This is a genomic window from Planococcus sp. 107-1 (genome assembly GCF_021513255.1).
Taxonomy (GTDB): Bacteria; Bacillota; Bacilli; order Bacillales_A; family Planococcaceae; genus Planococcus.
Genome location: NZ_CP090977.1, coordinates 2,939,513 through 2,952,517, shown reverse-complemented (window position 1 = coordinate 2,952,517; position 13,005 = coordinate 2,939,513). Strand labels below are relative to the sequence as shown.

The 13,005-nt window shown below is 44.2% G+C and carries 14 protein-coding genes and 2 pseudogenes; 14 read left to right on the top strand and 2 right to left on the bottom strand.

Annotated elements, in window-relative coordinates:
- Positions 1–12: 12 nt before the first annotated feature.
- The 11 genes and pseudogenes from ribB to L0M13_RS15215 all read left to right on the top strand — a co-directional run.
- Positions 13–624: pseudogene (ribB, locus tag L0M13_RS15265) on the top strand (3,4-dihydroxy-2-butanone-4-phosphate synthase); the annotation flags it as partial.
- Between the two features lie 67 nt (positions 625–691).
- The gene (ribE, locus tag L0M13_RS15260; RefSeq protein WP_235197296.1) at positions 692–1,165 is read left to right on the top strand and encodes a 6,7-dimethyl-8-ribityllumazine synthase; all 474 of its coding nucleotides are present in this window, start codon (positions 692–694) and stop codon (positions 1,163–1,165) included.
- A 174-nt stretch (positions 1,166–1,339) separates the two neighbouring features.
- Positions 1,340–1,606 carry a DUF421 domain-containing protein gene (locus tag L0M13_RS15255; protein WP_235197295.1) on the top strand — a complete coding sequence of 89 codons (267 nt, stop codon included), beginning with the start codon at positions 1,340–1,342 and terminating at the stop codon, positions 1,604–1,606.
- Entirely contained in the window at positions 1,549–2,046 is a 498-nt protein-coding gene (locus L0M13_RS15250; protein WP_235197294.1) for a DUF421 domain-containing protein, read from the top strand. Before L0M13_RS15255 ends, L0M13_RS15250 begins: the two co-directional genes overlap by 58 nt.
- Positions 2,047–2,057: 11 nt before the next feature.
- Positions 2,058–2,582, top strand: a complete 525-nt coding sequence (locus L0M13_RS15245) for a histidine phosphatase family protein (protein WP_235197293.1) — start codon at positions 2,058–2,060, stop codon at positions 2,580–2,582.
- Positions 2,583–2,639: 57 nt separating this feature from the next.
- The gene (locus L0M13_RS15240; RefSeq protein ID WP_235197292.1) at positions 2,640–4,460 is read left to right on the top strand and encodes an LTA synthase family protein; all 1,821 of its coding nucleotides are present in this window, start codon (positions 2,640–2,642) and stop codon (positions 4,458–4,460) included.
- Positions 4,461–4,527: 67 nt separating this feature from the next.
- Entirely contained in the window at positions 4,528–5,541 is a 1,014-nt protein-coding gene (locus L0M13_RS15235) for a GTPase (RefSeq protein WP_199876580.1), read from the top strand.
- 112 nt (positions 5,542–5,653) lie between these two features.
- The gene (locus L0M13_RS15230) at positions 5,654–6,337 is read left to right on the top strand and encodes a response regulator transcription factor (protein ID WP_235197291.1); all 684 of its coding nucleotides are present in this window, start codon (positions 5,654–5,656) and stop codon (positions 6,335–6,337) included.
- Positions 6,318–7,724, top strand: a complete 1,407-nt coding sequence (locus L0M13_RS15225) for a sensor histidine kinase (protein WP_235197290.1) — start codon at positions 6,318–6,320, stop codon at positions 7,722–7,724. Before L0M13_RS15230 ends, L0M13_RS15225 begins: the two co-directional genes overlap by 20 nt.
- Positions 7,725–7,870: 146 nt before the next feature.
- Complete coding sequence (locus tag L0M13_RS15220; protein WP_235197289.1) at positions 7,871–8,740, top strand: peptidylprolyl isomerase; 870 nt, start codon at positions 7,871–7,873, stop codon at positions 8,738–8,740.
- Positions 8,741–8,753: 13 nt separating this feature from the next.
- Positions 8,754–9,950, top strand: coding sequence for a S1C family serine protease (locus L0M13_RS15215; protein ID WP_235197288.1), 1,197 nt, complete (start codon positions 8,754–8,756; stop codon positions 9,948–9,950).
- A 78-nt stretch (positions 9,951–10,028) separates the two neighbouring features.
- Here L0M13_RS15215 and L0M13_RS15210 read toward each other — a convergent pair whose 3' ends face one another.
- Positions 10,029–10,238, bottom strand: a complete 210-nt coding sequence (locus L0M13_RS15210) for a hypothetical protein (RefSeq protein ID WP_235197287.1) — start codon at positions 10,236–10,238, stop codon at positions 10,029–10,031.
- Between the two features lie 56 nt (positions 10,239–10,294).
- Positions 10,295–10,999: a type 1 glutamine amidotransferase domain-containing protein gene (locus L0M13_RS15205; RefSeq protein WP_235197286.1), complete on the bottom strand. Its 705-nt coding sequence runs from the start codon at positions 10,997–10,999 to the stop codon at positions 10,295–10,297.
- Positions 11,000–11,204: 205 nt separating this feature from the next.
- Here L0M13_RS15205 and L0M13_RS15200 point away from each other — a divergent pair, with 205 nt between their 5' ends.
- The 3 genes and pseudogenes from L0M13_RS15200 (at position 11,205) to L0M13_RS15190 (ending at position 12,945) form a co-directional block, all read left to right on the top strand.
- On the top strand, positions 11,205–11,624 hold the full coding sequence (locus tag L0M13_RS15200; RefSeq protein ID WP_235197285.1) for an organic hydroperoxide resistance protein: 420 nt from the start codon (positions 11,205–11,207) through the stop codon (positions 11,622–11,624).
- Positions 11,625–11,805: 181 nt separating this feature from the next.
- A complete protein-coding gene (locus L0M13_RS15195) occupies positions 11,806–12,057 on the top strand; it encodes a hypothetical protein (RefSeq protein WP_235197284.1) in 252 nt (83 codons plus the stop codon).
- A gap of 64 nt (positions 12,058–12,121) precedes the next feature.
- Positions 12,122–12,945 (top strand): annotated as a pseudogene (locus tag L0M13_RS15190) (manganese catalase family protein).
- Positions 12,946–13,005: the final 60 nt, after the last annotated feature.

The following is a 13,005-nucleotide window of genomic DNA, read 5'->3' as shown; positions in this document are numbered from 1 at the left end:
GAGGTGGAAGTCTTGTTCTATAAAGTTGAAGAAGCCGTGAGTGATTTGAAAGCAGGAAAAGCTGTGATTGTGATTGATGATGAAAACCGTGAGAATGAAGGTGACTTTATTGCCTTGGCTGAATTTGCTACACCTGAAATCATCAATTTAATGGCTGCCGAAGGAAGAGGCTTAATCTGTGCTCCGATTGACGAATCAATTGCGGCTCGATTAAACATGCCCTTGATGACGGATGAAAACACAGATGAGTTTGGAACTGCATTTACGATCAGCATTGACCATAAAGAAACGACAACCGGCATCAGTGCCTTTGAACGTTCCCATACGATTAAAAGTTTGGCGGATCCATCGGCGCAAGCGCGCGACTTTAACCGGCCCGGCCATGTATTCCCGTTGATTGCCAAAAGCGGCGGGGTGCTTACCCGTACCGGACATACTGAAGCGGCAGTGGATTTAGCGAAACTCGCCGGTTCTGTTCCGGCTGGCGTCATATGCGAAATCTTGAAACCAGATGGTACGATGGCGCGTGTCGATGATTTACAGGAAGTGGCCGAACGCTTAGGGCTGGGAATTTTGACGATTGAATCATTGGTTGCATATCGCAAAGAACGCGAAATGGCCATTTGAAAAAATGCTGAGTGCGATAAAAAATTTACATTAGCGATTGCTGATATTAAAAGGAGCAGATAGAATGGCTGTACATTACGAAGGTTATTTGAATGGTGAAGGATTGCGGATCGGAATAGTGGTGGGGCGCTTTAACGAGTTCATTACAAGCAAATTGCTGAGCGGCGCAGAAGATGCGCTAAAGCGCCACGGAGTGAATGAAGATGATGTAGCGGTTGCTTGGGTACCGGGTGCTTTCGAAATTCCGCTTGCAGCGAAGAAAATGGCGCAAAGCGGAAAGTACGATGCGATTATCACGCTCGGAACGGTTATCCGCGGCGCAACGCCCCATTTTGACTATGTCTGCAGTGAAGCAGCGAAAGGGGTTTCTAGAGTTAGTGACAACGCAGGAATTCCGGTCATCTTCGGCGTCTTGACGACCGATTCGATTGAACAGGCGATTGAACGGGCTGGCACAAAAGCTGGGAATAAGGGCTGGGAATCGGCTGCAGGCGCGATTGAAATGGCTAACTTGATGAAAAAATTGTCATCTATATAAGTTGAACTAATAACTTTTCCCTGTCGATATTCCGCAAAATTCAGTTCAATATATAGGCTCCGGAGCTTTTGCTCCCGAGTTTTTTATAGTCAAGAATCTAAGATTTGAAATAGCTTAAGAAACTGAATAAGGGGAAAGGGGATGGTAAGAGACTATTGAATGGAGGTCTGGACAATGGCTTATGTCGATATTGGCTCAAAGTTATTTTTTGGATTGATCGCTTTATTGGTAGTTACTCGGTTGCTGGGCAAAAAGGAAATGTCCCAGCTGACGCCTTTTGATTTTATCTATTCGATTGTATTGGGCGGTATTTTAGAAGAAAGCATCTACGATGATAAAGTTTCAGGTTTGCATGTTTGGTTTGCAGTAGCGGTATGGGGGCCATGCTTTTTGTCATCGAAAAACTGTCTCAGAAGTACGATCGGATTCGCATTTTGTTAAAAGGAGAATCCTCTATATTAATCCGAGATGGAGAATTCAATATCCAAGAACTGAATAAGAATCATTTGGAGATGGAGCAATTGCGCGTCATGCTCCGCCAACAAGGCGTCTTTTCTCTGCGGGAAGTGAGGGATTTATACCTGGAACCTGGAGGCACCGTTAGTTTGAGGAAGTATCCAGAGTTTGGGGAAGTGACTCCTGCTATGATGGAGTTGAAAGTGAAAGACGAAGCATTGAATTTTTTATTTGTCGATGAGGGAAAGATAAATGAAGAGATTTTAAGGTTTGTTGGAAAAACACCCGAGTGGCTGTACGATGAATTGCAGAAGCTTGGCTACCCCACTGTGAAGGATATTTTATATGCCGAATGGTCCCAAACAGACGGATTTTTCATTAAGACCTATAATGAGGATAAAGACAATGTTAAAAAAGGGAATTAGGGGTGTGGGAAATGGGAAAAGTGATATATCTAGTTAGGCATTGCCAGGCGACAGGGCAGGCGCCTGAAGCCTCGTTAACAGGAGAAGGTGAAGAGCAAGCACGAGAATTGGCCGGTTTTTTTAAGGGAAAGAAGGTTTCGCATATCATTTCGAGCCCTTTCACGCGGGCCATTCAATCGATTGAACCGACTGCTGACACCCTGGGGATTCAAATTGAAATTGACAGCCGGCTTTCAGAGAGGGTGCTCAGCACTGAGAATTTACCCGACTGGATGGAACGTCTGGAAGAATCATTTGGCAATTTGGATCTGAAGCTCATGGGCGGAGAATCTGGAAACGAAGCCATGGCAAGAGGGCTGGAAGTGATGGCGAATGCGCCAGATCGTGCCATTCTTGTTTCTCATGGAAATTTAATCGGCTTATTGTTAAAAAATATGGATGAAAGCTATGGGTACAAAGAATGGCAGCAACTATCTAACCCGGATGTCTATGAAGTTAATAGGGAAGCAGGCAGCATCAAGCGCATATGGAGTTGAATAATTAAAATGAAACATTTAAGGCATTCATTCGTTAAGTAAAAGGAGGTGATTTGAATGACGAAACCCCGTAATTTTTCCTATATCTTGATATTTGCTTTGCTATTGCTGAAAGTAATCGCTTTTCGTGTACTGATTTTTGACACACGCTCTGTTGTCCACATCATTTTCGTGGAATTTCCAATGTGGGCATTTGCATTAGCCCTTTTGCTTTTGATTGTGAAAAAACGGGTTTGGTTGGCTGTTGGAATTTATAATTTTATTGTTTCCGCCATCTTTTTTGCGGTGACTCTTTACATTCGCTATTATTCTACGATTCCATCCTATTATGATCTGCAGCAGACCACTCAATCGGCTTCTGTCGGGCATACCATTGCCTTATTAGCCAATCCTTACGACTTTTTATTCTTCCTTGATTTAGTGATCGTCTTCATGCTGGCGAAACGGTGGGAAGCGCCAAAAAGAGATGCGCTGATGAAATATTCAACTATCGGGATTGCAGCAATATGCCTGATCAGCACAGCATATGCATTTAAGCAGCCCATTATCGACGTTTCTTTTTTCGCAAAAGAAAACGGCTATATCCAATCCCAGCTCGTTCAAATGTACCAACGGGCAAATGAGACAGCTCATGCTTCTTCTACCGAGTTGAGCGCAAAAGAATTAGAAGAGCTGAAAGGGAATGAATACGTCCCAGTCAACGCTCACGAAACGTTTGGGTTAGCAGAAGGCCGGCATCTGTTCATGATTCAAGTGGAATCTTTGCAAAATTTCACGATCGGCCGAACTTTGGATGGACAGGAAATCACGCCGAATTTAAACGGATTGATCACCGAAAGCGCTTATTTCTCGAATGTTTTTCAGCAAATCGGAGCGGGGACTACATCTGACGCCGAATGGATTGCGAATACGGGGCTTTACGCAGAGGGCATGGTTCCGACCGTTAATAGCTTAAATGGAAAAGAGGCCGTGTCGCTTTCCAGAATACTGAGAGATGAGGGGTATGGCTCAGCAACTTACCACGCGGACGATCTGGGCTTCTGGAATCGGAATGTTCTCTATCCGGTGCTCGGATACGAAGAAGTGTATTCAAGCGAAGAAATTCCCGATACGGAAGAAGTAGGATACGGCCCTTCGGACGAAGTGCTATTTGATTTTGTATTAGAAAAATTGCCCGGGCAATTAAAAAAGAATGAGCGATTCTATTCGAATATCGTCACTTTGACGAGCCACACACCGTTCGTATTGCCTGAAGAGATGAACTATTTGGATTTACCCGATGCTTATATCGATACGTATACAGGGAATTATTTACAATCGATTCGCTATGCTGATGAACAGATTGGCAATTTTATCAGCGATTTAAAGAAATCCGGACTTTATGACGAATCGCTGATTGTTGTATTTGGTGACCATTCAGGGCTGCACGGGTCTCCTGTAACAGAAGAAGATGAATTGCTGCTTGAAGAATTTATCGGCCATCCTTATACGATGAAAGACCGTTTTACGATTCCCCTCGTAATGGCTGGAGGCAATTTATTTGAAGGGCATCAAATGACACGTTTAGGCGGCCAAGTGGATATTATGCCAACGATTTTAGCGCTGCTTGGAGTTGATGCTGATACCCCGCTGATCGGCCATAACCTTTTCGAATATAAGAAAAACCTTTTAGGGATGCGCTATTATATGCCCGGCGGATCATTTATTCAGTCTGAGCAATTGTATAAAGCGGCCGGAGCAAGGCTTCCTGATATAATGTACGATATGAAGACGATGGACGAACGTGCGAAAAACAGCGCCACCAAAAAACATAAGAAAAATGCCTTGGAAATCTTGAAATACAGCGACAGTTTATTGAACCCGTATATCGAAAAGTAAATGAGTAGGCGGCAAAGAGTGAATTGTTTATAATATGGAGTAAACATGGGAAAAGGGGGACTGGACAGTGGTCAGAGAATTTGAAGAAGAAGTAAACCGCATGATGGACCAAATGTTTGAAAATGAAATGAAAAAAGTGAATGACTTATTGGATCAGGAATTGCTCATTTCGCTGATTGGGGAAGTCAACGCCGGAAAATCTTCTACGGTCAATAAAATAATCGGTGAAGATATCGCGAGCACGAATCCGATGCCAGGCGAAACGGTGAGCGTCGATCCTTATAATATTCGCGGACTGGAGAATATCAAGTTCATGGATACCCCTGGACTTAATGATCCGAACGATGAAAATCCGAAGAAAACGCTTGAGTTTGTCCAAAAATCCGATGTTGTACTGTTCTTTTTAAACGCGGCAGGCACGGTTTTCTCGGACAGCGAGAAAGAAAAATTTATGGGCATCGAAAAGCATAACAAAGACATACTAATTGTTTTGAACAAAATTGATGCGGCGGAGAACATTCCGTCAATCGTCCAATTTGTTAAAAACCATACGAACAATAAATATAAAGTCATTCCGATTTCTTCAAAGACCGGAGAAAACTTGGAAACCTTGAAGAAGGAAATTCTTTTTTTGCTCGAAAAGAAGGGTAAAGACCTGCTCTTCGCCAAAAGCATGAAAGAAAAATCAGCCGCAGCGAACCGCTGGATTATCGGTTCAGGCGTTTCGGCAGGCGTAATTGGTGCTTCTCCGATTCCAGGATCCGATGTCATTCCGTTGACCTCCTTACAAGTAGGGATGATCATCAAGTTATCGAAGCTCTATGATAAGCCATTGACGAAAAAAGCGGCAAAAGACATGATTGTCATCACCGCCACTCAAACAATCGGACATACAATTTATCGGCAAGCGCTGAAATTCATTCCGGGTGCGGGTTCCGTTATTGGCGGAACTGTTGCATCTGCTATGACGCTTGCACTCGGCTACGGTGTGAAGTATGCCTATGAAAATAATATTGCCATCGACTACGACATGATCGGCGATTTGTTCCAGAAATACAAGAAACGCGAAAAAAATGCTTAATGGTTTAAACCGCTTCTCCTTGAAGCGGTTTTTCATTTGTGCAGGTTCCGTTTCACTTGCGCCTTTTCTGAATGTGATTTACTTTTATAAAAACAGGCTGCGGAGGTAAGATATGAAAATTTTGGTGGTGGAAGATAACCCGAGCGTCAGTTCGATGCTGGATTTGTTTTTCTCAAAAGAAGGAATAGAAGGCAGTTTTGCTTCAGACGGGTTGGAAGGATACCGGATGTATACCGAAAACAATTATGACTTGCTCATCCTCGACTGGATGCTTCCGGGAATGGACGGCATTACCCTTTGCCGCAAAATTCGGGAACAGGGCGATGCGGTGCCAATCATTATGCTGACAGCGAAAGACAGCGAATCGGATCAAGTGATCGGGTTTGAAATGGGGGCGGATGACTATGTGACGAAGCCGTTCAGTCCATTAACTTTAATGGCGCGCATCAAAGCGGTGACAAGGCGTTCACTGAAAAATGAACAGGTTCATGTGAATGTGATTAAAACCCGGCATTTTCAAGTGAATCAGGAGACGAGAGCTGTGCTGAAAGATGGCGAAGCAGTCCAAAGCCTTACGCCGAAGGAATTCGACCTATTGGTATTTTTCCTTCAGCATCCAAAGCAAGTGTTCAGCAGGGAGCAATTGCTTGAACAAGTATGGGGGTATCAATATTACGGAGATGAACGGACCGTGGATGTCCACATTAAAAGGCTCCGTAAAAAAATAGCGGGTGGAGAAGGGCTTTTCCATACGGTTTGGGGAGTTGGCTATAAATTTGAAGAATTTGCGGATTAAGTACTTTTATCAGCTAATTGCCAGCCACCTGAGTATTCTGCTCATCGCATTTTTGATTTTAAGCCTGTTATTTGTCCGTTATGTCGAAGACTTTGCCTATCAGGACAAAGCTGAAGAACTGGAAAGCTACGGGCAGCAAATTCTCCAGGCGCTTGATCAATCGCGGCCAGGAACGGGCATTCAATCTTTTGTTCCGATTCTCCGGTCGCAGAATATCGACTTCATCGTCTTTGATCAGCAAAGCCGGATTCTCTACCCGGTTTCCGGCGCTTTTCCGACAGTTGAACTGACAAGGGATGAGTGGAATGTGATTGAACAAGGCGAAACGCTTGTGGTTAAACGGGATGTTGAGCGCTTTGAAAGCACCGTCACGTTTGTCGCATTGCCATATGTCGATAGCGGGCAGTTAGTAGGGGGAGTGCTTCTTGCTTCACCGATCAGCGGCACAAGCGAAATGATCTCAGAACTCAATAAATCCCTTTTGACCACCATCCTGATCGCTTTAGCGATTGCATTGCTTTTGAGCTTATTGTTGTCTAAAATGCATGTCAGCCGACTTCAGCGGATGCAAAAAGCGACAGCGATGATCAGTGAAGGGCATTACGATGTAAACTTGCCTGAATCCAATTTTGATGAATTCGGTGATTTAGCGGAAGACTTCAATCAAATGGCCCAAAAGCTCCGGCAGTCCAGCGAGGAAATCGATCGGCTTGAAAACCGGCGGCGCCAGTTTATGGCAGATGTTTCGCATGAAATGCGCACGCCTTTAACGACAATAGCAGGGGTTATAGAAGGGCTTCGCAATAATATGATTGAGGAAGACCAGCGGGAAAAAGGAATTCGACTTGTCAGCGATGAGACAAAACGCCTTATGCGCCTCGTCAATGAAAACTTGGATTATGAAAAAATCCGTTCCAATCAAGTTGAATTGGAAAAAGAGGAGATCGAAGCGGAAGAGCTGCTGGAAATTATTCAGGAACAGCTTGAGCTGCAAGCTGCCGAAAAGAACGATCGAATTGTGGTGGAAACGGAACCAGGCCAAATCATTTACGGGGATATGGACCGGTTGATCCAGATTTTGACGAATATTGTCAGGAATAGCATCCAGTTCACCGAAAATGGACAGATTGTTTTAAGGTCAATCCGGACGCCTGAATTTATGGAGATTGAAGTGGAAGACAACGGAGTTGGCATTGACGTTGCAGAAATCGATTTGATTTGGCGGCGCTTTTATAAATCCGATCTTTCAAGAGGCAGCGGGCAATTCGGCTTGGGCCTTTCTATCGTAAGGCAGCTTGTCACTTTACATGACGGAGATATTCAAGTGGAAAGCGAAAAAGGAAAAGGGACAAAGTTCAGTATTCAGCTTCCCCATAAAAAAGCATAAACCAGTTTTCTGTAAGAGCCCGCGAAGAAAAGCATTCCTTTTCTTCGCGGGCTCTTCAACTTTACATCTCTGTTAAAACTTCGGTCATAGTTTGTTCATAATTGCTTGGTAAAGTGTTGTTAACAGGAAAAGAAAGAGGGCTGAATATGAAACAAGCAGTATATATCGCAATCGGCGTCATCGCAGCATCAGCAATTTTTTTAATTGCCGGATTCATCAAGGGAGATTCTGAAGCGGTTGCCACAGTAAACGGCAAAGCAATTGAAAAGGACGCACTTTATGAAGAATTGGTAAAAACGGCGGGACCCGATGCATTGAACGCCATGATCACCGATGAAATTCTGGAGCAAGAAGTAGAAAAAGCGAATATAAAAGTAACCCAGGAAGAATTGAATCAGGAAATGGCTGTCTATGAAAAATCGTACGGCGGGGAAGAAGCATTAGCTGCAGCCGTGGAGTCGAGCGGAATGACCATGGAAGATTTAGCAAGCGAAATGGAAACCTATGTAAAAATCGAAAAGCTGCTTGGTCCGGATATCGAAGTGACGGAAGAAGAAATTGAAAGCTACTTTAAAGAAAACAAGGAAAGCTTGGCACAGCCTGCTCAAGTGGAAGCAAGCCATATACTCACGGCAACGAAAGAAGAAGCGGATGAAGTAAAGGCTAAACTAGCGGATGGCGGAGATTTTGCTGAATTGGCTAAAGAATATTCAACAGATGCGGCAACAGCCCAAAACGGCGGAGAGCTTGGGTTCTTCGGGACTGGCGAAATGGCAGCCGAATTTGAGAAAGCTGCTTTTGCCATGAACGTCGATGAAATCAGCGATCCGGTAGAAACGGAATTTGGTTACCATATCATTCAAGTGACGGATAAAAAAGAAGCGGCGGAGGCGACGCTTGAAGACAGCAGGGACCAAATCAACGAATTGCTTTTCGATCAAAAGCTGAACGCGGAATATACAAAATGGATTGCAGAAAAACAAGAATCCTATGAAATTGAAAATACATTAAACTGAGGAGGAATCATTAATGGGATACTATAATTCAAGTGAACCGAAGAAAAAACGCAGCGGCTATTTTGCTTCAAGTTTTAGCGGGTTGATTGCCGGGGCGCTCCTTGTCGGGGTAGTGCTCCCGGGCTTTACAGACAATGAGCAAGCGACCGAATCAGCTGTAAACGGTACATCAACTACAGAAGCGTCTGAGCATGTCCAGAATGTTTCCCAAATCGTTACAACTGACGTGACGGAAACAGTGGAACAGACTTCCGGAGCTGTAGTCGGGGTTTCCAATCTTCAGAAAGCGCAATTAAACCCTTTTATGCCGGCTGCAGATGCTGAAGCTAAAGAGGCTGGTGTGGGTTCTGGCGTTATTTATAAAAAAGACGGAGAATCTGCATTTATCGTGACAAACAACCACGTGGTCGAAGGGGCTGAACAGGTTGTAGTGACATTGGCAGATGAAACTGAATTGGAAGCGGAAGTATTAGGGACAGATGCCTGGACAGATTTAGCCGTATTAAAAGTGGCAGGAGACAGCATTAAGACAGTGGCCGAGTTCGGCGATTCTTCTGTGCTGAAAGCAGGGGAGCCGGTTATCGCAATCGGTAATCCACTCGGCCTTCAATTTTCAGGTTCGGTTACAACGGGCGTCATTTCCGGAACTGAGCGGCTGATCCCGATTGATATTAACCAAGACGGAAAAGAAGATTGGCAGTCTGAAGTCATCCAGACGGATGCTGCGATCAACCCAGGAAACAGCGGCGGTGCATTGATCAATAGCCACGGACAATTGATCGGGATCAACTCGATGAAAATCGCCCAAGACGCAGTCGAAGGAATTGGCTTAGCCATTCCGATCAATTCAGCCATTCCGATCATCGAAGATTTGGAATCGAAAGGCGAAGTGGAACGTCCTTCAATTGGCGTCGGCATACTGGACTTAGCTGATATTCCACAGCAGTACCGGGAAAGTGAACTGAATTTGCCGGCTGATGTCAAGGGCGGCATCGTCGTTCAGTCTGTTGCGGATGGCTCTGGTGCGGCGAAAGCGGGAATCGAAGCGTACGATGTCATTGTTGAAATGGACGGGGAAGCTGTCAATTCAGTCATGGAGCTTCGCCAGCATTTGTACAACGAAAGCGAAATTGGCGATACGTTAAAAGTGAAGGCCTACAGAGACGGGGAAATACAGGAATTTGAAGTTGAATTGACTGAAAGCCTATAAAGAGAAAAAAGCTGCCGAAATCATTTCGGCAGCTTTTTCATGGCGTATTCACATTTTTTTCTTCAACTATATAAGGGATTAATTGCTGAAAAGTCCCCACATATTGGAACTGATTCCCCAAATAATAATAGCTATCACAATGATGACAAAAATCACGATTCCGATTTGTATCGGACGATAGCCAGTCGTTCGAGGTTCTTGCAGCCCTTCTTTTTGAGCTGGAGGGCGTTGCATCGTTTCTTCATTTTCTTTCATGTACTTTTCTTCTTTAGGATCTTTTTCGCTCATCATATTACCTCCTCGAGTCTATCTCGTTAATAACCCAATACCCTAAACAAAGGTTTTTAATCAAAGAACTTCTCTTCTTCCTTTTCTTCGAGGCTCGTCAACTTCTTGGCAAGTTCCCGGCCGAATAAAGGAGAAGACTGAGGGTCGCGCCCTGTGAGGATTTGTTCGCTTCCCCAAACCACATATTCTTTTTCATCCGAGCCATCTGAATAATCCGCAATTTTTCTCATCTCATCTTCGAGGCTAAACGGAAGCAATCCGTCCACTTCTTTAGGCTCCATTTTGTTTGGATAGCCGGTCACTTTCAATCCTTCTAAAATGCCTTTGCCGTTTTTTAGCTTTGTATACACAAGCGGCGCAGGCCCATGGCACACAGCGGATACAATGCCGCCCATATCGTAGATGATGTTGATGACGGCTTGCAAATTTTCATCGTGTGCAAGGTCAAACATGGCACCGTGGCCGCCAACGATGAAGATCGCATCATAATCGCTCGCTTGAACGTCAACAATCGGAGTCGTTTTATCAGCAATTCCGCGTTCGTATAGTTCTTTGTATTTGCCGTCGGGATCGTACTCTTTGCTGAGGCTAAGCGGGTCGACTACAGGTTTTCCGCCTTTTGGTGAAGCCAGACCGACAATATGGCCTTCTTTTTCCAGTTCCAATACAGGAGCGAATAATTCTTCTGCCCACCATCCTGTAACGTAGTTATGTTCTTCGTTCACATGTCCATTGGAGAGGACTGCTAATACTTTTGCCATTATGTTTTCCTCCTCGGAGAATCTAATCTATTTCTTCATTTACCCTTTCGCAGAAAGCTGAAACGTTCAGCAGAGTCTTAGGCTTCCTAGATTTCTTGACAATGCATCAGAAGATCAAAATCATTGACTCCCGGCAAAAAAACCAGTACGTTTGATGTGTTATCTAATTATTTGGAAAAATATAAACAGGAAAGAGGATGAGAAAATGTCAGCATTATTCACTACATCTGTAATTGCAACCGGAGGAAGATCAGGAAGAGTGGTATCTGAAGACAACATCATCGATATGCAGCTTGTTTCACCCAAAGAATTAGGAGGGCCAGGCGGAGAAGGGACAAACCCTGAGCAGCTTTTTGCAGCCGGATACTCGGCTTGCTTTGATGGCGCTTTGAATTTAGTGATCCGTAAGCAAAAAGCGGACGTATCGAGCACATCGGTTAAAGCGGATGTCCACTTTTTAAAAGACGAATCTGACGGCGGCTATAAAATTGCCGTGACATTGAATGTATCGGTTCAAGGGGTAGATCAAGAAAAAGCGGAAGAACTCGTGGAAGCCGCTCACCAAGTATGTCCGTATTCAAAAGCGACAAGAGGAAATGTTGAGGTCGAATTAAAAGTGAATTAAATTATAGCCGCACAAAAGCCGTTTGGAGATTTTAACAATTCCAACGGCTTTTTTATGTAAATCTCAAGCGGGTTTATGACTTTTAGATTAAAAGGTTAACAAAATACATTAAATGGTTTTAATAAGGAAGTGAGGGGTATTCACATAACGTGCATTTAAATTCAAGAAAGGAGGAAAAAGGATGGAGAAGGATCAAAGAGACCATGAAAAGAAATTAAAAGACATGGAACATGAAAAAAGAGAATCCGGGAACAACAGATATACCTCTAGCGACGAAGAAAAATCCTCCATTACCGAGAGAGGGCAACCCGAAAGAAATTCTACAGAAAAGAACAGCAGTGGCAAAATAAGCGATAATTCATTTAATGCCGGAGGCAACGATTCGGATTATGATGGCGGACACCCAGCTGATGTTTCCTCAGATAAACGGTGAAAGCCGCATAGACTCCAACTAAATCAACTCCAATTAAACCAAAATATACAGGAGGTTTTTATACATGTTCTTTCACACAGGCGAACTTCAATACCATTCAAAACCGGACTCTCCAGATCCGGTATTTGCTAAAAAGGTCCAAGAACTGATCGGTGGGCAATTCGGTGAAATGTCCGTAGCGATGCAATACTTATTCCAAGGATGGAGCACGAGAGGCAACGAGAAATATCGTGACTTATTAATGGATACCGGTACACAGGAATTAGGGCATATTGAATTACTTGCTACGATGGTAGCCCGTTTACTTGAAGGTGCACCAGTTTATGAACAGGAAAAAGCGGCACAAGATCCAATTATTGGAGCGATTATGGGCGGTATGAATCCGCAGCATGCCATCGTTCACGGTTTAGGGGCATCTCCTAAAGACAGCAACGGTGTTCCATGGAATGCCGGCTATATTGTAGCAAGCGGTAACTTGTTGGCGGATTTCCGTGCCAATGTTAATGCGGAGTCGCAAGGACGCCTGCAAGTTGCAAGACTTTACAGCATGACTGATGATCGTGGTGTAAAAGATCTATTCTCATTCCTTATCGCACGCGACACCATGCACCAAAACCAATGGTTAGCAGCGATCAAGGATTTAGAAGCGAAAGAAGGTCCTATCGTTCCTTCAACTATACCGCCAGAATGGGAAGCGACAGAGTTCTCGCATATTCTTTATACAAATCCAGAAACAAGCACAGCTTCTCAATTGCCATGGGTCAGCCAACCGGCACCGGATGGCCATCCGATTACGGTGGAAAAACCGCGCCTTTGAGTGGCCGCCCAGTATTAAAGCCAGCTCCTCCAGAAGCACATGATACACTTCCAGCTGAAGATATGAAATAATGGCAAAAAGGGGTTGTCCCAAAAGTAATTTGGGACAACCCCTTTTTTGCGACGAAGCTA